At 48.2% G+C, this 22,326-nt stretch carries 24 protein-coding genes and 1 pseudogene; 20 read left to right on the top strand and 5 right to left on the bottom strand.

Annotated elements, in window-relative coordinates:
* Window positions 1-17: 17 nt before the first annotated feature.
* Window positions 18-527: a DUF4189 domain-containing protein gene (locus ACTHSP_RS01610; protein WP_371464416.1), complete on the top strand. Its 510-nt coding sequence runs from the start codon at window positions 18-20 to the stop codon at window positions 525-527.
* A gap of 81 nt (window positions 528-608) precedes the next feature.
* Entirely contained in the window at window positions 609-917 is a 309-nt protein-coding gene (locus ACTHSP_RS01615) for a TrbM/KikA/MpfK family conjugal transfer protein (RefSeq protein ID WP_371464417.1), read from the top strand.
* A 244-nt stretch (window positions 918-1,161) separates the two neighbouring features.
* Here the strand turns inward: ACTHSP_RS01615 and ygiD are convergent, their stop codons facing one another.
* A complete protein-coding gene (gene ygiD / locus ACTHSP_RS01620) occupies window positions 1,162-1,947 on the bottom strand; it encodes a 4,5-DOPA dioxygenase extradiol (RefSeq protein WP_049352208.1) in 786 nt (261 codons plus the stop codon).
* 244 nt (window positions 1,948-2,191) lie between these two features.
* On the opposite strand from ygiD, the gene ACTHSP_RS01625 reads away from it, so the two are divergent.
* From ACTHSP_RS01625 to ACTHSP_RS01640, 4 genes and pseudogenes are all read left to right on the top strand, one after another.
* On the top strand, window positions 2,192-2,710 hold the full coding sequence (locus ACTHSP_RS01625; RefSeq protein ID WP_049333867.1) for a GbsR/MarR family transcriptional regulator: 519 nt from the start codon (window positions 2,192-2,194) through the stop codon (window positions 2,708-2,710).
* 263 nt (window positions 2,711-2,973) lie between these two features.
* Window positions 2,974-3,363, top strand: a complete 390-nt coding sequence (locus ACTHSP_RS01630) for a DoxX-like family protein (protein ID WP_049352211.1) — start codon at window positions 2,974-2,976, stop codon at window positions 3,361-3,363.
* Window positions 3,360-3,842 carry a DUF2269 family protein gene (locus ACTHSP_RS01635; protein ID WP_049352212.1) on the top strand — a complete coding sequence of 161 codons (483 nt, stop codon included), beginning with the start codon at window positions 3,360-3,362 and terminating at the stop codon, window positions 3,840-3,842. Before ACTHSP_RS01630 ends, ACTHSP_RS01635 begins: the two co-directional genes overlap by 4 nt.
* A 41-nt stretch (window positions 3,843-3,883) precedes the next feature.
* Window positions 3,884-4,724, top strand: a pseudogene (locus ACTHSP_RS01640) (NAD-dependent epimerase/dehydratase family protein).
* A 128-nt stretch (window positions 4,725-4,852) separates the two neighbouring features.
* Here the strand turns inward: ACTHSP_RS01640 and mobA are convergent.
* Window positions 4,853-5,434 carry a molybdenum cofactor guanylyltransferase MobA gene (gene mobA / locus ACTHSP_RS01645; RefSeq protein WP_049328535.1) on the bottom strand — a complete coding sequence of 194 codons (582 nt, stop codon included), beginning with the start codon at window positions 5,432-5,434 and terminating at the stop codon, window positions 4,853-4,855.
* 259 nt (window positions 5,435-5,693) lie between these two features.
* Between mobA and ACTHSP_RS01650 the strand changes: the two genes are divergently transcribed.
* The 3 genes from ACTHSP_RS01650 (at window position 5,694) to trmB (ending at window position 8,961) form a co-directional block, all read left to right on the top strand.
* Window positions 5,694-7,454, top strand: a complete 1,761-nt coding sequence (locus ACTHSP_RS01650) for a histidine kinase (protein WP_283120918.1) — start codon at window positions 5,694-5,696, stop codon at window positions 7,452-7,454.
* A complete protein-coding gene (locus tag ACTHSP_RS01655) occupies window positions 7,451-8,107 on the top strand; it encodes a response regulator (protein ID WP_003680203.1) in 657 nt (218 codons plus the stop codon). Before ACTHSP_RS01650 ends, ACTHSP_RS01655 begins: the two co-directional genes overlap by 4 nt.
* 137 nt (window positions 8,108-8,244) lie before the next feature.
* A complete protein-coding gene (gene trmB, locus ACTHSP_RS01660) occupies window positions 8,245-8,961 on the top strand; it encodes a tRNA (guanosine(46)-N7)-methyltransferase TrmB (RefSeq protein WP_003683649.1) in 717 nt (238 codons plus the stop codon).
* Between the two features lie 59 nt (window positions 8,962-9,020).
* On the opposite strand, the gene ilvA is transcribed toward trmB, so the two are convergent.
* Complete coding sequence (ilvA, locus tag ACTHSP_RS01665) at window positions 9,021-10,544, bottom strand: threonine ammonia-lyase, biosynthetic (protein ID WP_283120919.1); 1,524 nt, start codon at window positions 10,542-10,544, stop codon at window positions 9,021-9,023.
* 205 nt (window positions 10,545-10,749) lie between these two features.
* On the opposite strand from ilvA, the gene ACTHSP_RS01670 reads away from it, so the two are divergent.
* On the top strand, window positions 10,750-11,967 hold the full coding sequence (locus ACTHSP_RS01670) for a D-alanyl-D-alanine carboxypeptidase family protein (protein WP_440345502.1): 1,218 nt from the start codon (window positions 10,750-10,752) through the stop codon (window positions 11,965-11,967).
* Window positions 11,968-12,191: 224 nt separating this feature from the next.
* Here the strand turns inward: ACTHSP_RS01670 and ACTHSP_RS01675 are convergent, their stop codons facing one another.
* On the bottom strand, window positions 12,192-13,820 hold the full coding sequence (locus tag ACTHSP_RS01675; RefSeq protein ID WP_440345503.1) for an ABC-F family ATPase: 1,629 nt from the start codon (window positions 13,818-13,820) through the stop codon (window positions 12,192-12,194).
* Between the two features lie 89 nt (window positions 13,821-13,909).
* Here ACTHSP_RS01675 and ACTHSP_RS01680 point away from each other — a divergent pair, with 89 nt between their 5' ends.
* The 5 genes from ACTHSP_RS01680 to ACTHSP_RS01700 all read left to right on the top strand — a co-directional run bounded on the left by ACTHSP_RS01680 (window position 13,910) and on the right by ACTHSP_RS01700 (window position 17,675).
* On the top strand, window positions 13,910-14,200 hold the full coding sequence (locus ACTHSP_RS01680) for a hypothetical protein (RefSeq protein ID WP_440345504.1): 291 nt from the start codon (window positions 13,910-13,912) through the stop codon (window positions 14,198-14,200).
* 13 nt (window positions 14,201-14,213) lie between these two features.
* Entirely contained in the window at window positions 14,214-14,663 is a 450-nt protein-coding gene (locus tag ACTHSP_RS01685; RefSeq protein ID WP_049352227.1) for a DUF4124 domain-containing protein, read from the top strand.
* A gap of 160 nt (window positions 14,664-14,823) precedes the next feature.
* Window positions 14,824-15,660: a sulfate ABC transporter permease subunit CysT gene (gene cysT, locus ACTHSP_RS01690; protein ID WP_371464421.1), complete on the top strand. Its 837-nt coding sequence runs from the start codon at window positions 14,824-14,826 to the stop codon at window positions 15,658-15,660.
* Window positions 15,661-15,744: 84 nt separating this feature from the next.
* Entirely contained in the window at window positions 15,745-16,605 is an 861-nt protein-coding gene (gene cysW / locus ACTHSP_RS01695) for a sulfate ABC transporter permease subunit CysW (protein ID WP_049352232.1), read from the top strand.
* Window positions 16,602-17,675 carry a sulfate/molybdate ABC transporter ATP-binding protein gene (locus tag ACTHSP_RS01700; RefSeq protein WP_049352234.1) on the top strand — a complete coding sequence of 358 codons (1,074 nt, stop codon included), beginning with the start codon at window positions 16,602-16,604 and terminating at the stop codon, window positions 17,673-17,675. Before cysW ends, ACTHSP_RS01700 begins: the two co-directional genes overlap by 4 nt.
* Before the next feature lie 54 nt (window positions 17,676-17,729).
* On the opposite strand, the gene ung is transcribed toward ACTHSP_RS01700, so the two are convergent.
* The gene (gene ung / locus ACTHSP_RS01705; RefSeq protein WP_049352237.1) at window positions 17,730-18,389 is read right to left on the bottom strand and encodes a uracil-DNA glycosylase; all 660 of its coding nucleotides are present in this window, start codon (window positions 18,387-18,389) and stop codon (window positions 17,730-17,732) included.
* A gap of 125 nt (window positions 18,390-18,514) precedes the next feature.
* Between ung and ACTHSP_RS01710 the strand changes: the two genes are divergently transcribed.
* The 5 genes from ACTHSP_RS01710 (at window position 18,515) to ACTHSP_RS01730 (ending at window position 22,236) form a co-directional block, all read left to right on the top strand.
* Window positions 18,515-18,940 carry an NfeD family protein gene (locus ACTHSP_RS01710; RefSeq protein ID WP_049352239.1) on the top strand — a complete coding sequence of 142 codons (426 nt, stop codon included), beginning with the start codon at window positions 18,515-18,517 and terminating at the stop codon, window positions 18,938-18,940.
* Window positions 18,941-18,949: 9 nt separating this feature from the next.
* Complete coding sequence (locus ACTHSP_RS01715; RefSeq protein WP_039863787.1) at window positions 18,950-19,912, top strand: SPFH domain-containing protein; 963 nt, start codon at window positions 18,950-18,952, stop codon at window positions 19,910-19,912.
* A 75-nt stretch (window positions 19,913-19,987) separates the two neighbouring features.
* Window positions 19,988-21,250, top strand: a complete 1,263-nt coding sequence (locus ACTHSP_RS01720; RefSeq protein WP_049352240.1) for a multifunctional CCA addition/repair protein — start codon at window positions 19,988-19,990, stop codon at window positions 21,248-21,250.
* Window positions 21,250-21,861: a hypothetical protein gene (locus ACTHSP_RS01725; RefSeq protein ID WP_049352243.1), complete on the top strand. Its 612-nt coding sequence runs from the start codon at window positions 21,250-21,252 to the stop codon at window positions 21,859-21,861. The genes ACTHSP_RS01720 and ACTHSP_RS01725 overlap by 1 nt, the downstream gene beginning before the upstream one ends.
* 63 nt (window positions 21,862-21,924) lie before the next feature.
* Window positions 21,925-22,236, top strand: coding sequence for a hypothetical protein (locus ACTHSP_RS01730; RefSeq protein WP_003679235.1), 312 nt, complete (start codon window positions 21,925-21,927; stop codon window positions 22,234-22,236).
* Window positions 22,237-22,326: the final 90 nt, after the last annotated feature.

Below are 22,326 nucleotides of genomic sequence, written 5' to 3' on the forward strand. Positions count from 1 at the left end.
AATAGATTGGATCTAAAATGAAAAAACTGCTTTTTATATTATTGGGACTGACAAGCCTGAATATCAGCGTTGCCAATCCTACTTATGATGCAACTAGAGGTGCACTGCAGAATGACTCTAGCTTGTGCCAATACGGCTATAATCCTAACTGTGGCTCATCTGGTTACCGCCAACAAAGACAACCTACGGAAATTATCAACATCAATGTTCCTTCAAAATACGGTGCATGGGCAATCAACCCTAAAACAGGTATATCTGGTGGGGCGCTCGAGATGGATTCATATGCAGCTGCAAAAAAACAAGCCATTAAAACCTGTGAACATGGTGGGAAAAATAAACCGTGTAAAGTTTTGGTTTGGGTTAGGAATAGTTGTATCGCCGTTGCTCAAGGAAAAGATGGAAAACTTTTTTATGGCACAACACCTCCAGGGATGGCCGAAGCAGAGGCTTTAAGGAAATGTCAAGAGCGTGGAACTTTACAATGCAGAATTATTGCTAACGAAGGTTGCTCAATGCCCAGATTCTAATCAGGAAATGCCGTCTCTCGCTCAGACTGCACTTAATACTTTTTTCTAAATTCCCACCTTAAATTTAACGAGTACGGCACAATGAAAAATTTATCAATTATTATTTTAACAGCGGCTCTGCTACCGTTTTCTGCATCTGCCGTCAACGCTTCAGATATTGCCGGCAAACTGCTGACAGGCGATAAAAAATATGCCTGCGAGGCCATTGCCTGCCTGACTTCTCCGGGTACGCCGCCTAAAGAATGCAACCCTGCACTGCACAGATTCTATTCCATTCACCACAAATACGCGCAAGACACCATCAGCGCTCGCCGCCGCTTCCTCCAGCAGTGTCCTGCTTCCCGTGACAAAGAGATTGCTCCTATTATCGAAATAGTCGTACATCGATAATCTATTTATACAAAGGCCGTCTGAAATTCAGACGGCCTTTTCTCTTACAAAGAGATTTTGCAAGTTACCTTCAAATCTAACCGTCTAGTCTGCTAGATTATTTACACAAGCTTAATCTTATCTTTGCCAATATAGGTTAAGGCTTTTATATGGATTTGAAATGCCGTCTGAAACAACTGAGCACCATCCGCAAAGCGGATCGAACAAATAAAGAATGGTTTGTTTTGTTCTGATTCTTCCCTTTTTACCCCACCAAAACCGACGTCATACTGAGCGATCCCGCAATCAAATTATCGTTGAAAAACGTAATCTCGTCTTGCGGTTCACGTAATGCCATGATGTAAAGCAACGGCAAGTAATGATCTGGAGTTGGTACAGAAAGCTTAGCCTTTTCGCCTAGCTGATCATAATGCACCAAGGTTTCATTATCTCGTGTTGCAATCGCCTGATTGACCGCTTCACGGAAAGCAAACGCCCAGTCATACCCTGCACCGATTTGATCAATATGTTCCCAGTTTATCGTTCTCAGATTATGCACAATGTTGCCGCTGCCGATAATCAACACGCCTTGTTCTCGCAAAGCAGCTAACTTTTTCGCCAAGTTGAAATGCCATTCTGCCGATTGCAAACGATTAAGACTCAGTTGCACCACAGGAATATCGGCATCGGGATAGAGATATTTCAACACCGCCCATGCGCCATGATCAAAGCCTCGTGTTGGGTTCAGCTCCACATTTTCCGGCTGTAATAATGACCGTACTTGCTCCGCCAACTCAGGCGAACCAGGCGCAGGATATTGCACTTGACTGAGTTCATCGGGGAAGCCGTAGAAATCGTAAATCATTTCAGGGCGTTTGCCAGACGTAACCTGCAAACGGCTACTGTACCAATGCGCTGAAATCATCAAAATGGCTTTTGGTTTAGCAAACTGTTGCGTAATTAGACTGAAATTCTGATTGAACGAATTTTCTTTATCTAACGCATTCATCGGGCTACCATGCCCAACAAATAATACAGGCATTTTTTTCATGATTTACTCCTCGTTATCGGATACAGCAGATTGTACGGATAAATTTTTATTCAAAAAATACCGGTTTATGAACAACATTTTTTACTAATAAGAAATCATGACTGATAGGGGCTTGAGTTTCTGAGAGAATATGTAGGATAAGGATTTATATAAAAGGCCGTCTGAACATTTTATTTCAGACGGCCAAAAATTTCTTTATTTCTGTATTGACAGAAATAAAAGATAAAAATAGAATACCATCACTATGAAACTGAATCCGACCACTGAAAAATTTATCCTCCATTGGGGCGAAATGGGTACCAAATGGGGCGTAAACCGTACCGTTGCGCAAATCCATGCCCTGCTCTACATCTTAGGGAGACCGATGAACGCCGAAGAAATCACCGAAACGCTCGGCGTAGCGCGCTCCAATGTCAGCAACAGCATCAAAGAGCTGCAAAACCTGAGACTGGTGCATACCGTGCATATCTTGGGCGACAGGCGCGATCATTTTGAAACTTCGGATGATGTCTGGACTTTGTTCCGCACCATCGCAGAAGTGCGTATGCAGCGTGAAATCGAACCGACGCGGCAATTTTTGCAAAGCCTGATCGACAGCCCTGAATTTAGCCAGGAAAATGAAACTGCTAAGCAGAGAATCCAGCAAACCCATGATTTCATCAGTACGCTGACCATGTGGGCAAATGAAATGCTGAAACTTTCTACTTCAACCATGGTGAAAATTCTGAAAATAGGCGCCGGAATACAAAAATTTTTCCGTTGATGGCAATGGGCTTGTGAGCAATAAACACAGCCAATGCTATTTAGGATATGGAAACATGCTCATAGTGTCCTTGTATGGGCATGTTTATCTGAAGCTTAATGTTCCTTGGTAGATTTTGAATCACTGGATATGGGTTTCCCTCCTAAAGAAACAATCCCGAAGACTATCTAAAATTTTTTATCCTATAATTTCTCTTTTAACAGAAATTATAGAAATTTCAAACTAATTATATCTTTAAACTGAAATGAAATCAGGAAAGCAATATGCCCGACCACTCTACACATACCCTCCCCACCTACCTGCCTTACTCGATGGGGCTGCTATGGCTCTGGAGTGGTACCCAACCTCTGTTTTTCATGCCTGAAATGTCATTGGATTTGCTGCATTCGGTCGGTATCCCCAATCCGTTGCAATGGCCAACATTAATCGCCGCTTCGCTGCTGGACATCGGTTTTGCCTTCTTATGCTTCAGCCGCTTTCGCTCCCGTTCAGCAATATGGCTGCTGCAATTGATAACCGTCGCGGCATACAGCCTGATTATTGCCTTCAGACTGCCCGAAATGTGGGCGCATCCATTTGCGCCTTTGGTAAAAAACCTGCCGATTATGGCTGCTTTGTTTTTCTTGTATCAATCCGTAGGAGATAAAAAATGAACACCTATTTAATCGTTAAAACCCTGCACATCATCTCGGCCACCTTAATGGTCGGCACCGGCTTTGGTACGGCGTTCTACCTCTTTTGGGCAAACCGCAGCGGTTCGGTTGCCGCGCAGTCGGTCGTCTCCCATTGGGTCATCAAAGCAGATTGGTGGTTTACAACCCCCGCCGTTATTTTCCAACCCTTGTCCGGTTTATGGATGCTGTATGAACGCGGCTACACTGTTTCCACTATGCTGGAACAAAATTGGGTATGGATGACGCTTGCCTTATACATCTTTTCAGGCATTTGCTGGCTGCCCGTTGTCTGGCTGCAAATCCGTATGGCCAAGATTGCCGAAAAAGCACACAAAGAAAACGCAGACACCATTCCGGAGCCCTACTGGCGTTACGCCAGACGCTGGGAATTGCTCGGCTATCCAGCCTTTTGCGCCACTATTGTGATTTACTTCCTGATGGTGATGAAACCGATTTAAAGATTTTCAGACGGCCTCAGCAACAATATAAAGAAAAACATATGAACATCATCATTTTCGGAGGCAGCGGCTTTATCGGCAGCCGTACCGTTCAAATCCTCAAAGAACAAGTCCACCAAGTTTTCACGCCCGACCGCCGCGCCTTCGACTTTCTTTATCCCAATGAAACAGCCGCACGCCGTTTATTGGAAGGACAAGACATTTCTTATCAACTGCATTGGAATTATGAGCCGTCATGCCGAAATACTCGAAACTGTGCACCACCACACGCCCAAACAGCTCGCCGCATGGGCAAAAGCAGCTGGCATAAAACGCTGGGTGCAACTATCCGCGTTGGGAGCCGATCCATCTCAATCCATCAACTTTGTCGGCAGCAAAGGACGTGGCGATGATGCTATTGCTCAAAGCGGCATACCGATTGCCATAGCCAAGCCATCCGTTGTTTACGGTCGAGGAGGAACCAGCTGCGAACTGTTCATCAAACTAGCCCGCCTCCCTTTGCTTCCTTTGCCGGAAGGCGGACGCTTTCATTTGCAGCCCGTACACCTTGCCGATGTTGCCGAAGGTTTGGCAAAACTTGCCGTCCAAACCGATGCCGACCATAGCATCATCAACATGACCGGCAGCCAAACGCTGACCTTGGCAGAATACCTAACCACCCTCCGCTTAACCCTGCACCACAAACTGCCACAACATATTCTGCCCATCCCCCTGCGCCTGATTGACCCTGCGCTGCCGTTGGCAAACATCCTCAGCAACGGCATCATCAGCCGCAACAGCTTTGCCCTGCTCAAGCAAGACTCATGCGCTGACTATTCTGATTTTGCAGCTTTACTAGGCAGGGAACCATTGGCAGCAAAAAACTTTGCCGGTTGCCTATAATTTGTTTAGTTTTAAAATGACAAAACAAAGGCCGTCTGTTTGTTGTTCAGACGGCCTAAAGCTTTTATAAAATACTTCTTTGCAAAACAATTCACACTTTTATCGGCTTATTGCTTCTACCTACCCAACTACAAAGGCTGGGCCAAATCGTTTTCCGTGTTGTAGCTGATAAAATCCTGTTCATGAGGGAAATGGACAACCCTTGCACGCTGTTGCTGTAGCCAGCCGCGGATGCTGCGCATTCCTGAATAAAGGTATGGCACGGTACTTTGCAGGATTTGCGGCCGGATGAACATCACGCTGTAATGCGGTCTGGCAGGGGTCTCCACATAAAACGCATTGCACAATGGCGTGCGCCGCGCGATGGTTTCAAATTGGGAAACCAAGTTTTCCGGCAAACGCGGCATATCGCAGGATACGATAAGTAGCCAATCGGCGGTGGCAATTTGCAAATCGTTAGCAGCTGTACACAAAGCAGCTAAAGGGCCGTAATGCTGCCATTGGCGCGCGTCCGAGAAAACGTGTGCGCTGCGTTGTGCGTAAGATTCAAGATTACGGTTGGCACTGATGGCGATGTGGCTGACTTGCGGGCGGATTTTTTCGATAACATGATCTATCAAGGCTTTGTTGTGCCATTGCACCAACCCCTTATCGACACCTCCCATCCGGCTTCCCTGCCCGCCGGCCAATATCAGTGCGAAAATTTTCATTTTGGTAGTCCTTTGAGAAGCAGAGTATGGAGTGTGGTTCAAGATGTTGTGTTTATTGGATAAATTTCAAGGTTTCAGGCCGTCTGAAACCTTATTTTTATGATTAAATTCACTTGAGATGAATTTTATCATAACATGATTTTACATTAAACCCCTGTTTTTTCTTATCATAACCACACAATTATTTTAGACAGGTTGTTTATAGACCAAAAGAATGATATTTTTATAAGATTATCGGATTAGTTCTCCTGCGTGCTTTATGCGTTTATTCTCCGGATCTTCAGACGGCCTGAGCCTGTCTTCGCGTTTAAAACTGCTGACTTTTTTATGGGTCAGTTCGGCGTTTTTGTCGATTGCCTTTACCCTGCTGCTTTCTTGGCGTTTGGAAAACGCAGCCAAAACGATTGAAGATGCAGGCAGTTTGAAAATGCAGGTGTATCGTTTGGCTTATATGGCAAGCGTCCGTACACCCAATGCGCAAATTGACAACCAAATCAAAGAATTTGAGCGTACGCTGGCCAATGTGACGCAAAGCGATGCCATTCATCCGCTGATTCCGTCTCAAATGCCGCTGGCTTACGACTTGATTCAATCGATGCTGTTGATTGATTGGGAATCCAATATCAAACCGTCTTTGCAACATTACGAGCGTCCGACCCAAATCGGCCTGTACCGTTTTGCCGGCAACATCGAGCTGTTTTTACAGGCGATGGAAAATGCCAACGAGCAAAATACCTTGTGGCTGCGCCGCTTTCAAATGGCCATGATGCTGATGATTTTTGTGGCTGCAGGCTTGATGATTGTTTGGCATTATTCATGGATTATCCGACCCTTGGAAAAACTGCGTGATGGCGTAGAGACCATCAGCAAAGGGCATTTCGGCGTTCAAATCGAGACAGACCAGATCCGTGAGTTTGCCCAAGTAAGCAAGGGCTTCAACCAAATGAGCCGCCGTCTGCATACGCTTTATACAGACTTGGAAGGACAGGTTGCCAAACAAACCCAAGACTTGGCGCGGCAAAACCGTGATTTGACCCTGCTCTACCAAACCACGCGCAATCTGCACCAAACCTTTACGCCGCAACAGGCGGCAGAAGAATTTTTAACTCAGATTCTGCCTGCGTTTTCAGCTTTGGGCGGTACGGTATATCTTTCCGATGAAGAGCGGAAACGTTCTGATTTGGCGGCAAGCGTTGGTGAAACCGAAGAAAGAAATCGTGTAGAATTTCCGATCGTTTATCAAGACGAACAGCTCGGCGTACTGACCCTATATTTTTCAGACGGCCATATGCCTGATGAGCAAGACGAAAAACTGCTGCATACTTTAAGCGGACAGCTGGGCATTTCCATCGCCAACAACCGCATGGAACAAGAGCGCCGCCTGCTTGCAGTCTTGCAGGAGCGTAACTTGATTGCACAAGGTTTGCATGACAGCATCGCGCAAGCTTTAACCTTTTTGAATTTGCAGGTACAAATGCTGGAAAGTGCGTTTGCTTCAGACCAACGCGAGCAGGCCGAAGAAAATATCGGCTTCATCAAAGACGGCGTACAGGAATGCTACGAGGACGTACGCGAACTTTTGATGAATTTCCGCACCAAAATCAGTAATAAAGATTTTCCTGAAGCGGTAGAATCGCTGCTGGCGCGTTTTGAACGACAAACCGGTATTCCAGTTGATTTAAAATGGCAGGACGACGGGCAGGCTTTGAATTATGATGAGCATTTGCAGATCATCTTCATCTTGCAGGAAAGCCTGTCTAATATCCGTAAGCACGCGCGTGCACAACATGTCAGCGTCGAAATTGCCAACCACGGCGATTTTGTCATGACCATTCGTGACGACGGCGCAGGCTTTAATAAAGAACACCTATCAAACCGGCCTTCAGGCGAACATGTCGGCTTGGGCATTATGCAGGAACGGGCCCAACGGATTAACGCAGAATTGGCCATTACATCGCAGATTGGGCAAGGTACGGCGGTTATGCTGACTTTGCCGCAACAAATGAGAACAGCATCATGACGATTAAAATTACCCTTATTGACGACCACACCCTATTTCGCAGCGGTATCAAGGCCTTGCTTTCGCGCCAGCCTGATTTTGAAGTCGTCGGCGAAGCTTCAGACGGCCTGGCCGGCGTAAAAATGGTTGAGCAGCTCAAGCCTGATGTGGTCTTACTGGACTTGGATATGCCGGTTATGAACGGCCGCGAAGCATTGGCTCAAATTTTAAGTATCAATCCGCAGCTGACCGTCATCATGCTGACCGTTTCTGAAGACAGCGACGATTTGACCGAATGTATGCGTATGGGTGCAAAAGGCTTTTTGCTGAAAAACATCAACGCCGACTTCCTGTTGGAAAGCATCCGCAAAGCTGTCGATGGCGACAACGTCTTTTCTCCAGAAATGACCAGCCGCTTGGTGCAATCGCTGATTTCTCCCTCTCCTTCCCGCTCCGACCATCTGCTGGAGCAACTGACCCCGCGCGAAATGGAAATCTTGGGCTATCTTGCCGCCGGACACAGCAACAAAATCATTGCCCGCCATTTGAATCTGGCAGAGTCAACCGTCAAAGTGCATGTACAAAACCTGTTGCGCAAGTTAAACCTAAGCAGCCGCGTCCAAGCAGCGGTTTATGCGGTGCAACACAAAGTACCGCAACCGGTATTGTCTTAAAAAGGTCGTCTGAAACCTTCTTTTTAAAAGGTTTCAGGAAAAGCGTTTATTCGCTATAATCACGCCGATTTATATGCAGGGTTGTCTGATTCTTTCAGACGGCCTTTTTATTTGATTTCTCACTGATTTAAAACAACATGTCCGAAAACATTCCAGAAAATACACCCGAAAATACCGTTCCTGAAGAACACAAACGCAGCATCCGCAGTTTCGTCTTGCGCCAAGGCCATATGACCGCGGCCCAACAGCGCGCCATCGATACGATGTGGCCGCAATTTGGTGTGGACTTTCAAGATGCTCCTTTGGATTTGAACCGCGCTTTTGGACGGGACAATCCTAAAGTATTGGAAATCGGTTTCGGTATGGGCGTCGCGACAGTGGAAATCGCCAAACGTCTGCCCGATACCGACTTTTTAGCGATTGATGTTCACGGCCCAGGTGTCGGTAATATTTTGAAGCTGATTGAGGAAGAACACATTTCCAATATCCGTGTGATGCGTCATGATGCGGTGGAAGTAGTGGAAAAGATGCTGGAAGACGGTTCTTTAGACGGCATTCATATTTTCTTCCCTGACCCTTGGCACAAAAAACGCCACAATAAACGCCGCTTGGTACAAGTGCCGTTTGTTGAAAAGCTGCTGCCCAAACTCAAAAGCGGCGGCTATGTCCATATGGCGACCGACTGGGAAGAATACGCCGTGCAAATGCTGGAGGTTTTGAGCAGTTTCGACGCTTTGCAAAACACGGCTGCCGATTACGCCCCTACACCTGATTATCGCCCTGAAACCAAATTTGAAGCTCGAGGCAAACGATTGGGTCATGGCGTTTGGGACTTGGTGTTCCGTAAGAAATAAAGCCAAACATAAAACACAAGGCCGTCTGAAAAATTTCAGACGGCCTTTTATTTTATTGATTAAGCCAAGAAAAGTTTATAAGCCGGATTATCGGTTTCTTCTTTATAAACATAACCCAAGCTCTCCAAGAAATCGGTAAAGGCTTCATTGTCGCTTTCAGGTACATCGATACCGACCAAAATACGGCCGTAGTCCGCACCATGATTGCGATAATGGAACAAAGTGATATTCCATTCGGCGCGCATATGGTTCAAGAAACGGGACAATGCGCCGGGGCGTTCCGGAAATTCAAAGCTGACCAAACGTTCGTTGGCTACTTTTTCCGTACGGCCGCCGACCATGTAACGAATATGGATTTTGGCAATTTCATCATTGGTCAAATCGACATTGGGCAAGCCTGCTTCAGTCAGTTGTTCACTGATGACGGCCAAGTCTTTCGCACCGGCGGTTTGCAAGCCGACAAAAATATGCGCATTTTTATCGCTGCCGTAGCGATAGTTGAACTCAGTAATGTTCCGGCTTCCCAACAAATTGATAAACTTCAGGAAGCTGCCCTTTTCTTCGGGAATGGTAACGGCAAAAATACCTTCGTTGCCCTCGCCCAGTTCACTGCGTTCAGAAACATGGCGCAGGCGGTGGAAGTTCATGTTGGCACCACTAGTGACCGCAACCAAATTTTGACCTTGGATATTGTTTTTCGCGACATAAGCCTTCAGGCCGGCAAGGGCCAATGCGCCCGCAGGCTCGGTAATGCTGCGCGTATCGTCAAAAATATCTTTGATGGCGCCGCACAACATATCCGTATTGACCGTAATAATCTCGTCCAATAGCTCTTTACACAGGCGGAAGGTCTCCTCACCCACCACTTTAACAGCCGTGCCGTCTGAAAACAGGCCGACATCTTTCAAATGTACGATTTCCCCTGCCTCAACCGATTGCTTCATACAGCAAGAATCATCGGTTTGCACGCCAATGACTTTAATTTCAGGGCAAACCTGTTTAATAAATGCCGCCACGCCAGCCGCCAAACCGCCGCCGCCAATCGGCACAAAAATCGCATTGATATTGCGGTGTTGACGGAGGATTTCCATGCCGATGGTTCCCTGACCCGCAATCACATCAGGATCATCAAACGGCGCGATATAGGTCAGTTTTTCCTTTTCTGCCAACTCCATCGCATAATCATAGGCATCATTGTAAGACACACCTTTCAATACCACTTCACCGCCACGGCTCTTTACTGCATCAATTTTGATTTTCGGCGTAGTTTCCGGCATCACGATGACGGCGCGGCAACCCAAATATTGAGCCGATAAAGCCACACCCTGCGCATGGTTGCCCGCACTTGCTGCAATCACGCCGCAATCCAAGGCTTCTTTTGGCAGCTTCGCCATTTTGTTGTACGCGCCGCGAATTTTGAACGAAAACACCGGCTGCAAATCTTCACGTTTAAGCAAAACCTGATTGTTCAGACGGCCTGACAGACTACGTGCCAAATCCAAAGGCGTTTCTACGGCCACATCATAAACTGAAGCGGTCAAAATACGGGTTAGATAATCAGAAAGAGGAAGGGAATGGTTCATGGTATTCTTAGTGTTCGGAAATAAATTGCAATTCGGTCAAATCGACCGGAGGAAAAAGTTAAAACCATACCCCTGAGGCCGTCTGAAGGCAAGAAAAATCTTAGCAAAGCCTAAATGAGACGGTATAATGTCCACTTAATATCTATTTAATATGCCAAACTGTTTACCTCATAACAGTGTCCACTCATATTCAAATCCACAAATAATGATGAAAAAAACGCTACTTAGCTTAATTTTTGCTGCCCTCCTGAATACTTATGCCCTTGCTGCCGACCTGGTTGCATCCACACCTGCCGTACAAAGCGAGGCTCAAACGCAGCCGCTGCTGCACAGCATCAACAGCCCGACAACGCCGCCGGAAATTGCAGCGACTGCCTATATCGTTACCGACCTGCACAGCAAGCAAACCTTGGCATCCAACAATGCCGACACGCCTATCGAGCCTGCCGCGTTGACGCAAATGATGACCGCCTACCTTGCCTTTAAAGCACTGGAAAACGGTACGCTTGAGGCAGGACAAATGTTGACCGTTTCCAATGCTGCATGGAAAGTCGAAGGTTCGCGCATGTTCCTCGATCCCAAAGTTCCTGTCAGCGTCAGCTCCTTGATTAAGGGTACAACCATCCAATCGGCCAACGATGCCGCCATTACCCTTGCTGAAGCCCTTGGCAACGGCTCTATCGACGAATTCGTCAAACAAATGAATGAAGAAGCCAAACGCTTGGGCATGAAGCACACCCACTTCAACAACCCGACCGGTATTTCTTCTAACGGCCATGTTTCAACCGTTGGCGACCTTGCCATCTTGGCTGCCGCGCTCATCAATGACTATCCAAAATATTATCCTTTATTTGCAAACAAATCTTTCAAATACAATAATATCGAGCAGCCCAACCGCAATCTCCTGCTCTATCGCGACAGCAGTATCGACGGTTTGAAAACCGGCTATAGCGAAGGCGCAGGCTACCATCTCGCCGCTTCCAGCAAACGCAACAACCGCCGTATTGTTTCCATTCTTGCCGGTGCCGAATCCACCGAAGCGCGCGCCAGCGAAAGCAGCAAACTGCTCAACTGGTCATTGCAGGCATTTGATACGCCTAAACTTTACAACGGCGGAGAAGTGATTTCCCAAGTCAAAGTTTACAAAGGCAGCACCAAAGCCGTAGATATCGGTTTCTTGAACGATGTTTACATTACCATTCCTCACGATACCGGCAAAAACGTCAAACCAATCTTAGAAACGCTTCAGCCCGTCCTCGCCCCGATTGAAAAAGGCCAAGTATTGGGCAAACTGAAAGTCATGAAAGACGGTAAAATTATTGCCGAAAAAGACGTTGTCGCCCTGACCGGCGTAGAAGAAGGCAGCTGGTTGCGCCGTATGTGGGACGCGATTGTGTTGTGGTTTAAAAGTTTATTCAGTTAATCCTCTTTCTATCAAAACATAAATAAAGGCCGTCTGAAATTTTCAGACGGCCTTTTGTATATCTGTTTTATGGCTTTAATAAAAATTCCTAACAAGAAATTTATCCATTTTAATTTTAGCGGTTTCAGTGATTGATAATATTAAACGCTTCAAAAAAATGCCGTCTGAAAACACAACGGTTTTCAGACGGCATTTCAATACCTTAATAGGTTATCAGTATGGGCTTAAACTAAGCCTTTTTTCTCCAGATAGCTTTCGTAATCGCCCAAGTAGTGTTCATATCCGCCTTTGCCATCCAATTCGATAATTTGGGTAGCCAATGAAGATACAAACTGACGGTCGTGCGATACGAAAATCAGTGTGCCGTTGTATTTTTCCAGTGCCATATTCAGCGATTCGATGCTTTCCATGTCCATGTGGTTGGTGGGTTCGTCCATAATCAGCACATTGGGTTTCAGCAGCAGGAGTTTGCCGTAGAGCATACGGCCTTTTTCACCGCCGGAGAGAACCTGCACTTTTTTCACCACGTCGTTGCTGCCGAAGAGCAAGCGGCCCAAAGTGCCGCGGATGACTTGTTCGTCATCGCCTTCCTGCCCCCATTGGCGCATCCATTCGCTCAGGTCCATATCGACGTCGAAGTCGTTTTCATGGTCTTGCGGGTAGTAACCGACACTGGCTTTTTCCGCCCATTTGATGGTACCTTCGTCCGGCAACAGGCCGTCTGAATATTCGGGGTTGTACGCGCCGGCCAAGAGTTTCAGCAAGGTAGATTTACCTGCGCCGTTCGGGCCGATGATAGCGAGGCGCTGACCTGCTTCAAGGATGAAGTTCAGGTTTTTAAACAACTGGGTTTCAAAACGTTTGGCCAGTTTTTCAACTTCCACAGCCTGACGGTGCAGCTTGGCTTTTTCATCAGCTTCAAAACGGACATACGGGTTTTGACGGGTAGAAGGTTTGACTTCGACCATCTCGGCTTTGATTTTGTCTGCCTGTTTCAGACGGCTGGTTGCCTGACGGGCTTTGGATTTATTGGCAGAGAAGCGAGCAACGAACTCTTGCAGCTCTTGCAGTTTCTCTTTGGCTTTGGCGTTGTCTTTCAGGGCGCGCTCACGCGATTGGGCGGAAGCGAGCATATAGTCGTCGTAGTTGCCCGGATAAATGGTGATGGTGTTGTAGTCCAAATCCGCCATGTGTGTGCAGACTTCGTTCAAAAAGTGACGGTCGTGCGAGATGATAATCATGGTGGAGTCGTATTGGTTCAACACGCCTTCCAACCAGCGGATGGTATTAATGTCCAAGTTATTGGTCGGTTCGTCCAAAAGCAATACATCTGGTTTGGAGAACAGGGCTTGCGCCAGCAATACGCGCAGTTTGAAGCCCGGAGCGACTTCTGCCATGGTCGCATTGTGCAAATCTTCGGAAATGCCCACGCCGCTCAATAATTCGGCAGCGCGCGCTTCGGCGGTGTAGCCGTCGTATTCGGCGAACTTGGCTTCCAGTTCGGCGGCTTTCATGTAGTCGTCTTCGGTGGCTTCGGGGTTGGCGTAAATTGCATCACGCTCGGTCATCGCCGCCCACATTTCGGTGTGACCCATCATCACCACGTCCAGCACGCGCATGTCTTCGTAGGCAAACTGGTCTTGGCGCAATTTACCCAAACGCACACCGTTTTCAATCGCTACTTCACCGGCAGTTTGTTCCAAATCGCCGCCGAGAATTTTCATGAAGGTGGATTTGCCTGAGCCGTTGGCGCCGATCAAGCCGTAACGGTTGCCTTCGCCGAATTTGACGGATACGTTTTCAAACAGCGGCTTTGCGCCGAACTGCATGGTGATGCCGTTGGTAGAAATCATTATTCGTAAAACCTTTATAAATAGAATGTTATAATCGGACGCGATTGTAGCATATTTTTGCAAAGACCTCAGGATTGAGGCCATGGCAAATGCGCCCAATTTCGATACAAGATGAAAACAGGCAACGCTTCACGCAAAAACGCGTTGTAGGCAGCATTTCAGGCCGTCTGAAACGGAGAATCTATATGGAAACGCACAAAATCTATTATGCCGTGATTATTTTGGTATGTGCCGCTTCCATGCTGCTCAGCCCGTTTTTCTATATCCGCCGCACGCGCTCGGGCGCCGAATTACGGAGCGCACCCAGACAGTGGAAACCCATCCTCTTCGCCAACATCATCATGATTGCGGCTTTATTTGTTTGGTGGAAATGGTTTTAAGGAAAAATAAAAAATGAACAAACTCTGGATCAGCACATTACTGCTCGCTTTGGCAACTGCGGTTTCCGCCGCGCCTATTTTTGAATGTACCGATTCTGCCGGCCGCAAAGTCTATACCCAAGCCGGCGGCAAAAACTGCAAAGCCAGCAATATCGGCAAACCGTCCGTATATACTTCTGCGCCTGTTTCAACACCGGCAACGCCGATTTCCCCAAGCAAAGCCGAGCAGGCAGAAGAAGCTGTCGCCCCGGTCAATCCGACTGATGTCGGCGCGGCCAAGCGTGCTTTAGATACCGCCAAGAAAAATTTGGAAGAAGGCAAAAAAGTGCGTTATGGCAATGAACGCAACTATGCCCGCTATCTCGATCGGATCAACGGTTTGGAAAAAGCCGTCCGCTCGGCTCAGGAAAACTATGATGCGGCGCAACGCCAGCCTGCATCTCAAGATCCTGTTGCCTATTAATCCTTACCACACCAGCAAGGCCGTCTGAAATTTGATGTTCAGACGGCCTTTTCATCTTTTCAATATAACAAAATCGTCTTTATACCAAACAAAGTATTCTTTCCAGTTTTCAGACGGCCTTGTTAAAGTAAGCGTGTATTAAATTCTGACGATTGCCATTATGTTGTTACTCAAAACGCCTTCTGTATTGCCGGGTTTCAAACTCAGCCTGGGTTTGACGGTTTTATGCCTGTCGCTTTTGGTGGTTTTGCCGTTTGCGATGATGGCGGCCAAAGCGGCGGAAATCGGCTGGAGCGGATTTTGGAACACGATTACCGAACCCAATGTCTTGGCGGCCGTCTGGCTGAGTTTGCGGATGTCGTTTTATGCGATGTTGACCAATATCGTGTTCGGCACGTTGGTTGCCTGGGTATTGGTGCGTTATGAATTTCTGGGCAAAGGGTTAGTAAACGCTTTGGTCGATTTGCCGTTTGCGCTGCCGACAGCGGTAACAGGTATTGCGTTGGCAACCCTATATGCGCCCAATGGCTGGATAGGCCGTTTTTTCGAGCCTTTGGGCATCAAAATCGCGTTTACGCCCATCGGCATTTGGATTGCGCTGATTGTTGTCAGCCTGCCCTTTATCGTCCGCGCCGTGCAGCCGGTATTGGAAGAATTGTCGGGGGAATATGAAGAAGCGGCGGCGACTTTGGGCGCAAGCCGTTGGACTACGTTCCGCCGCGTCCTTTTGCCAGAAATCACACCGGCCCTGTTGACCGGCGCAGGCATGATGTTTGCCCGCTCTACCGGCGAATACGGATCGGTCATCTTTATCGCGGGCAATATTCCGATGGTGTCTGAAATCCTACCCTTGATTATTACCGGCAAACTGGAGCAATACGATGCTCAGGGTGCATCAGCCGTTGCTCTGTTTATGCTGATGATTTCGTTTGTCATCCTGCTGATTTTGAACATTATGCAATGGACTTTGAGCCGCCGCGCCGGAGCGAAGGTTTAACAAACAACAGGCCGTCTGAAACATCAAGCAAACATTTTTCAGACAGCCTAAACGGATACAAGAATAAATAGAGGCTTCACTAACATGAAAACCCATTCTACCAATCCAAACCTGAGCGAACCGCGTTGGCTGCGCGTATTGCTGACCGCTACTGCCTTGGGCTTTCTGCTGCTGATGCTGGTCGTACCGCTTATCGCCGTGTTTTACGAAGCACTGAAAGGCGGTTGGGATTTGTACCTGCAATCCTTGACCGATCCCGAGGCATGGTCTGCCATCAAATTGACGCTGATTACCGCGCTGATTGTCGTTCCCGTCAATGCCGTATTGGGCGTGGCGATGGCGTGGCTGCTGACCCGTTTTGACTTTCGCGGCAAGCAGTTACTGACCACCCTGCTCGATTTGCCGTTTTCCGTATCGCCCGTGGTGGCCGGTTTAATGTTCGTCTTATTGTTCGGCGCGCACACGGCATTGGGCGGCTGGCTGGAAGCGCAAGGCATACAGATTATCTTCGCCATCCCGGGCATTATTTTGGCGACACTGTTCGTTACCTTCCCCTTTGTCGCACGCGAAATTATTCCTTTAATGCAGGCGCAGGGCGACAGCGAAGAACAGGCTGCCCTGATACTCGGCGCAAGCGGCTGGCAGATGTTTTGGCGCGTTACCCTGCCCAACATCAAATGGGCGCTGCTTTACGGCATCATCCTTACCAACGCCCGCGCGATGGGCGAGTTCGGCGCGGTCAGCGTGGTATCGGGACACATACGCGGCGAAACCAATACCATCCCGCTTTTGGTCGAAATCTTCTACAACGAATACAACTTCACCGGCGCATTCGCCCTCTCCGGCGTATTGGCACTTTTAGCACTGGCGACGCTGGCGGTGCAGAACATCATCACAAAATTACAAGATAAAAAACTCGCCGCCGCCGAAAGGAACGCAGCATGAGCATCACCATTCAAAACTTAAACAAACACTTCGGAGCGTTCCACGCGCTGAAAAACATCAACCTCAACGTCCCCACCGGCAAACTCGTTTCCCTGCTCGGCCCTTCCGGCTGCGGCAAAACCACGCTCCTGCGCATTATCGCCGGACTGGAAAACGCCGACGGCGGCCAAATTCTCTTTGACGGCCAAGACGTAACCGCCAAGCATGTACGCGAGCGCAAAGTCGGCTTTGTGTTCCAACACTACGCCCTCTTCCGCCACATGAACGTGTTTGACAACGTCGCCTTCGGTTTGACCGTATTGCCCAAGTCCGAACGCCCGTCCAAAGAACAAATCCGCGCCAAAGTCGAAGAATTGCTCAAACTCGTGCAGCTCTCCCACCTCGCCAAATCTTATCCGCACCAGCTCTCCGGCGGCCAACGCCAACGCATCGCCCTCGCCCGCGCCCTCGCCGTCGAACCCAAACTCCTGCTCCTGGACGAACCCTTCGGCGCGCTGGATGCCAAAGTGCGTAAAGAATTGCGTACCTGGCTGCGCGACATCCATCACAACCTAGGCGTAACCAGCATTTTAGTGACGCACGACCAAGAAGAAGCCCTCGAAGTTTCCGACGAAATCGTCGTTATGAACCACGGTAAAATCGAACAAACCGGAAGCGCCGAAGCCATTTACCGCAAACCCGAAAACGCCTTCGTTACTGAGTTTCTCGGTGAAACCGACGCATTTGAAGGACGCATCGAAAAAGGCATCTGGCACTACAACGGCTTCGCGTGGAAATTGGACGCGCACTACAAATGGCAGGAACAAACCGCCACCGGCTACATCCGCCCTCACGAATGGCAGCTTGCCGCCGAAAACGAAACACCGATGATTCGTGCCAAAATCGAAAAAATCCACGCCGTCGGCGCATTGACGCATATTTTAGTCAAACACGACAAACAAGACGTACATATCACGCTGGCAGGCAGCGATGCCGCGCGTTACCAAATCGCCGAAGGCAAAGAATTGAAGCTGATTCCGAAACAGGTTTATGTCTTTTCTCAAAACGAACTGATTGAATATTCGATTTGAAACTAAATCATAAGGCCGTCTGAAAATCTGCTTTCAGACGGCCTATCATCTTATTTAAACCTGCCAATCAATCGGCTCTAAACCATGTGCCTGCAAATAAGCGTTTGCCTGCGAAAAATGTTTGCAGCCGAAAAAGCCGCGATATGCCGATAAAGGCGAAGGATGCGGCGCAGTCAGCACCAAATGACGGTTGCGGTCGATAAACACGCCTTTCTTCTGCGCATGGCTGCCCCACAGCATAAAGACTAAATGCTCGCGTTCCTTATCCAATTGTCGGATGACTTCATCGGTAAACGCCTCCCAGCCAAAAGTCGCATGGGAATGCGCCAAACCGGCACGGACAGTCAATACCGTGTTCAACAGCAACACGCCCTGTTCTGCCCAATGCTGCAAATAGCCGTGTTGCGGAATCTGAAAGCCCTCAATATCCGTCGCCAGCTCTTTATAAATATTGACCAGTGACGGCGGCACCGCAATTTCAGGTTGCACGGAAAACGCCAAACCATGAGCCTGACCCGCGCCGTGATACGGGTCTTGCCCCAAAATCACTACTTTTACATTTCCGAATTCAGTCGTCCGAAAGGCATTGAATACATCGCGCTCAGGCGGATAAACAGTTATCCCCGCCTGCCTTTCATGGCGTACCTTCTCCAAAATCGTTTGAAAATACGCCTTTTCTTTTTCTGCACCAATTGCCTCGTGCCAAGTCTGCATTATTTGCCGCTCCGTATTTGAACGGACTTATTATAACTGAAATAAATTTCAACCTTAGCCTTTTCATTTCAAGCTGTTGCCATTATGATAAGGATTCTCAAAAGATTATTAAAAGGATATGCCGCATGACGATATGGTTTGTTGCCGCCGCCGTTGTTCTGATTGTCGAATTATTTATCGGAACGGTTTATCTTTTGGTAGTCAGCGTAGCGCTGGTCGCCGCCGGAATCATATACGGATTAAGCGGACACTTTTCTGCCGCCGTTTTGACCGCCGCCATCATCAGCGCACTCGGTATCTGGCTGGTACACGGCCGTCTGAAAAACCGCTCGGCTCCCCAAGCGCTCAACGATGATTTGGATATTGGGCAAAACGTCCGCATCCTACGCCACCTACATGACAATATTTACGAAGTCGCCTACCGCGGCACACATTGGCAGGCACAAGCCGAACGGCCCCAAGATACTTTTCAGACGGCCTCAAGCGCAGTCATTACCGCCAAAAACGGCAATCTTCTGATTATCCGCACACTCTCCCAACCATCATCATAAGGAAACATTATGGAATTTCTGCTCAGTCTCCCCGTCCTCATACTCATCGTCGTTGTTGTTTTTGGTTTCAAATCCTTTATCGTTGTACCGCAGCAGGAAGTTTATGTGGTCGAACGATTAGGCCGTTTTCACAAAGCGCTGACTGCAGGTCTGAACATCCTTATCCCATTTATCGACCGCGTCGCCTATCGTCACTCGCTGAAAGAAGTTCCTTTGGATGTTCCCAGCCAAGTCTGTATTACCCGCGACAACACTCAGCTGACTGTGGACGGCATCATCTACTTCCAAGTCACCGATCCAAAACTCGCTTCATATGGTTCCAGCAACTACATCATGGCGATTACCCAGCTTGCGCAGACAACTTTGCGCTCTGTCATCGGCCGCATGGAATTGGATAAAACCTTTGAAGAGCGCGATGAAATCAACAGCATTGTTGTTGCTGCTTTGGACGAAGCGGCAGGCGCATGGGGCGTGAAAGTCTTGCGTTACGAAATCAAAGACTTGGTTCCGCCGCAAGAAATCCTCCGCTCAATGCAGGCGCAAATTACAGCCGAACGTGAAAAACGCGCGCGCATTGCCGAATCCGAAGGCCGTAAAATCGAGCAGATCAACCTTGCCAGCGGTCAGCGCGAAGCAGAAATCCAACAATCCGAAGGTGAAGCGCAAGCCGCCATCAACGCGTCAAACGGTGAAAAAATCGCCCGCATCAACCGCGCACAAGGTGAAGCCGAAGCCCTGCGCCTGGTGGCAGAAGCCAACGCCGACGCCATCCGCAAAATCGCCGAGGCTGTCCGCTCCGAGGGCGGTGCTGAAGCTGTTAACCTGAAAGTTGCCGAGCAATACGTTGCCGCCTTCAGCAATTTGGCTAAAGAAAGCAACACGCTGATTATGCCTGCCAACGTTGCCGACATCGGCAGCTTGGTCTCCGCCGGTTTGAAAATCATCGACGGCAACAAGCCTAAAGCGTCATAATAGCGTTCTGACTCAGGCCGTCTGAAAACCCAATACGGCTTTTCAGACGGCCTTTTTATATCGTTCGATTTTTATATGAATACACAAACCATCAAAACCTATCTTGTCGGCGGCGCCGTCCGCGACCATCTGTTAGGCCTGCACGTCAAAGACCGCGACTGGGTAGTCGTCGGTGCAGATGCGCAAACCATGCTGGCTCAAGGCTATCAACCTGTTGGCAAGGATTTTCCCGTCTTTCTCCATCCAGACAGCCACGAAGAATATGCCCTCGCCCGTACCGAGCGCAAAACCGCCAAAGGCTATGCCGGATTCAGCTTTCATGCCGATAAAGACGTTACGCTGGAACAAGACCTGATGCGCCGCGACCTGACCATCAATGCCATGGCTCAGGATTCAGACGGCACGATCATCGATCCTTTTGGCGGACAACAAGACTTGGCGGCCGGCATCCTGCGCCACGTTTCGCCTGCCTTTGCCGAAGACCCCGTGCGGATTTTGCGTATCGCCCGTTTTGCAGCGCGTTATGGTTTTCAAATTGCCGATGAAACCATGTCGCTGATGCGGCAAATGGTAGAAAACGGCGAAGCGGATGCCTTGGTTGCCGAACGCGTCTGGCAAGAGCTGGCAAAAGGCTTGATGGAGAAAAATCCGCGCCGAATGATTGAAGTTTTGCGCGAATGCGGCGCACTCAAAGTTTTACTGCCCGAGCTTGATGCCCTTTTCGGCGTACCACAACGCGCCGATTATCATCCTGAAATCGACAGCGGTATTCATACGCTGATGGTTGTACAACGAGCCGCAGAAATGAACCTTTCCCTCGCCGAACGCTATGCCGCCTTATTGCACGACTTAGGCAAGGCAAAAACACCGACCGATATCCTGCCAAAACACTACGGACACGACGTCAACGGCGTCGAACCCGTCCGCGAAGTCAATCAACGCCTGCGTGCGCCCAAACACTGCGCCGAGCTTGCCGAACTTGTCTGTCGCTGGCACATCATGCTCCATCAAGTCGAGCAGTTCAAAAGCAAAACCATTTTGAATGTTTTGAAAAAAACCGACGCATTCCGCCGCCCCGAACGTTTTCAGACGGCCTTAAACGTCTGCGTGGCCGACAAACAAGGCCGTCTGAATCTTGAAGATACCCCCTATCCGCAACGCGAACACTGGCTGGCCTTACTTGAGGCCGCCAACCAAGTAGATGCAGGCAAAATTGCCGCCGAATGCCGCACACAAGGGAAAGCCCATTTAATTGCCGAACAAATCGATCATGCCCGCTTGGCGCAAATTACACCGCTGCAAAAAGCGTATCAGGCTGAAAAAATAGGAGGCTATTGATGACATCTTCGCGTTATAAAATTGAACAAACACCTAGCAAAATTACCTTGTCAGCAAAAATTATACGCAACAGACTCAAACTTCTATTAACTTGCAGAGATCTTGTAATCGTACTATTGATATTGGCAAACATTTCAAATTTAAACTTTGAATCAACATTTAATATCATACTCCTCATATTTTTAGGCCTGCTTTCTTGCCAATGTATTTATGACTTACTGTGGCAACTTTTTGGACAAGAATATATCCATGTTCAAAATGGAATACTTTCACACCAATTCGCACTGTTTGGATTGGGAAAAGGTAAAAAATTTTCACTCGTAGAAATATCACAATGGCAGCCACATGAGAACTATGCAAATACTAAAAACACTAAAATCACACTGCGTAACTATTTGAGTCAGAGAAGGAATACATCCACCATCTCCAGCCCCTTACGACAACCAAATAGTAAACAAGGTGCATGGTCATTTATTTATCATGGTAAAACCATATACATTGGAGAATTTTTTTATAGCGACGATTACCAAGCAATTAACTCTAAATTAAACAACCTAATACCGAAAAAAGCCAAAACAGGGACACTTTCCGAACCAGAACACGGACTTTGAAACAGCCGCCACGATATCCGCTATAATCTGCATCTTGACCATCTTATTTCAACAATAAAAATCATGACTATCCAGACCGATTTACTTCACGAAAAAATCAGCAATGAAGATTATCAACGCCTCATTGTCAAACACAGCGAATCTTTCAGCGACGGCGAAATCCGCCTATTAAACGAAATCCTTGAAAAATTCCGCTTTGATGTCGTACAGGCGCAGGCTTTGGCGCAAGCCGTCATGCAGCAGGTGCGCTTTGATCCAAACGACTACCATATCGACAGCGACGATGAGGATACAACCGGCATCTGTCCGCACTGCATCAATCCGCCCATGCCGCCCCTGCGCGATTATTTGGTTTGGCGCGAAACACGCGGCTAAAAATTTCCCCAATCGATTTTGATAAGTTATTAACCATTTGCTATCGAACAAGGCCGTCTGAACAGGTGTCATCGTTACATTTGTTCAGAC

The sequence above is a fragment of the Neisseria sp. P0001.S005 genome (genome assembly GCF_051963715.1).

Bases quoted from the DNA above. Each gene is read 5' to 3' on its own strand.
- ACTHSP_RS01610 (WP_371464416.1), top strand. From the start codon at position 18: ATGAAAAAACTGCTTTTTATATTATTGGGACTGACAAGCCTGAATATC.
- ACTHSP_RS01615 (WP_371464417.1), top strand. From the start codon at position 609: ATGAAAAATTTATCAATTATTATTTTAACAGCGGCTCTGCTACCGTTT.
- ygiD (WP_049352208.1), bottom strand. From the start codon at position 1,947: ATGAAAAAAATGCCTGTATTATTTGTTGGGCATGGTAGCCCGATGAAT.
- ACTHSP_RS01625 (WP_049333867.1), top strand. From the start codon at position 2,192: ATGAAACTGAATCCGACCACTGAAAAATTTATCCTCCATTGGGGCGAA.
- ACTHSP_RS01630 (WP_049352211.1), top strand. From the start codon at position 2,974: ATGCCCGACCACTCTACACATACCCTCCCCACCTACCTGCCTTACTCG.
- ACTHSP_RS01635 (WP_049352212.1), top strand. From the start codon at position 3,360: ATGAACACCTATTTAATCGTTAAAACCCTGCACATCATCTCGGCCACC.
- mobA (WP_049328535.1), bottom strand. From the start codon at position 5,434: ATGAAAATTTTCGCACTGATATTGGCCGGCGGGCAGGGAAGCCGGATG.
- ACTHSP_RS01650 (WP_283120918.1), top strand. From the start codon at position 5,694: ATGCGTTTATTCTCCGGATCTTCAGACGGCCTGAGCCTGTCTTCGCGT.
- ACTHSP_RS01655 (WP_003680203.1), top strand. From the start codon at position 7,451: ATGACGATTAAAATTACCCTTATTGACGACCACACCCTATTTCGCAGC.
- trmB (WP_003683649.1), top strand. From the start codon at position 8,245: ATGTCCGAAAACATTCCAGAAAATACACCCGAAAATACCGTTCCTGAA.
- ilvA (WP_283120919.1), bottom strand. From the start codon at position 10,544: ATGAACCATTCCCTTCCTCTTTCTGATTATCTAACCCGTATTTTGACC.
- ACTHSP_RS01670 (WP_440345502.1), top strand. From the start codon at position 10,750: ATGATGAAAAAAACGCTACTTAGCTTAATTTTTGCTGCCCTCCTGAAT.
- ACTHSP_RS01675 (WP_440345503.1), bottom strand. From the start codon at position 13,820: ATGATTTCTACCAACGGCATCACCATGCAGTTCGGCGCAAAGCCGCTG.
- ACTHSP_RS01680 (WP_440345504.1), top strand. From the start codon at position 13,910: ATGCGCCCAATTTCGATACAAGATGAAAACAGGCAACGCTTCACGCAA.
- ACTHSP_RS01685 (WP_049352227.1), top strand. From the start codon at position 14,214: ATGAACAAACTCTGGATCAGCACATTACTGCTCGCTTTGGCAACTGCG.
- cysT (WP_371464421.1), top strand. From the start codon at position 14,824: ATGTTGTTACTCAAAACGCCTTCTGTATTGCCGGGTTTCAAACTCAGC.
- cysW (WP_049352232.1), top strand. From the start codon at position 15,745: ATGAAAACCCATTCTACCAATCCAAACCTGAGCGAACCGCGTTGGCTG.
- ACTHSP_RS01700 (WP_049352234.1), top strand. From the start codon at position 16,602: ATGAGCATCACCATTCAAAACTTAAACAAACACTTCGGAGCGTTCCAC.
- ung (WP_049352237.1), bottom strand. From the start codon at position 18,389: ATGCAGACTTGGCACGAGGCAATTGGTGCAGAAAAAGAAAAGGCGTAT.
- ACTHSP_RS01710 (WP_049352239.1), top strand. From the start codon at position 18,515: ATGACGATATGGTTTGTTGCCGCCGCCGTTGTTCTGATTGTCGAATTA.
- ACTHSP_RS01715 (WP_039863787.1), top strand. From the start codon at position 18,950: ATGGAATTTCTGCTCAGTCTCCCCGTCCTCATACTCATCGTCGTTGTT.
- ACTHSP_RS01720 (WP_049352240.1), top strand. From the start codon at position 19,988: ATGAATACACAAACCATCAAAACCTATCTTGTCGGCGGCGCCGTCCGC.
- ACTHSP_RS01725 (WP_049352243.1), top strand. From the start codon at position 21,250: ATGACATCTTCGCGTTATAAAATTGAACAAACACCTAGCAAAATTACC.
- ACTHSP_RS01730 (WP_003679235.1), top strand. From the start codon at position 21,925: ATGACTATCCAGACCGATTTACTTCACGAAAAAATCAGCAATGAAGAT.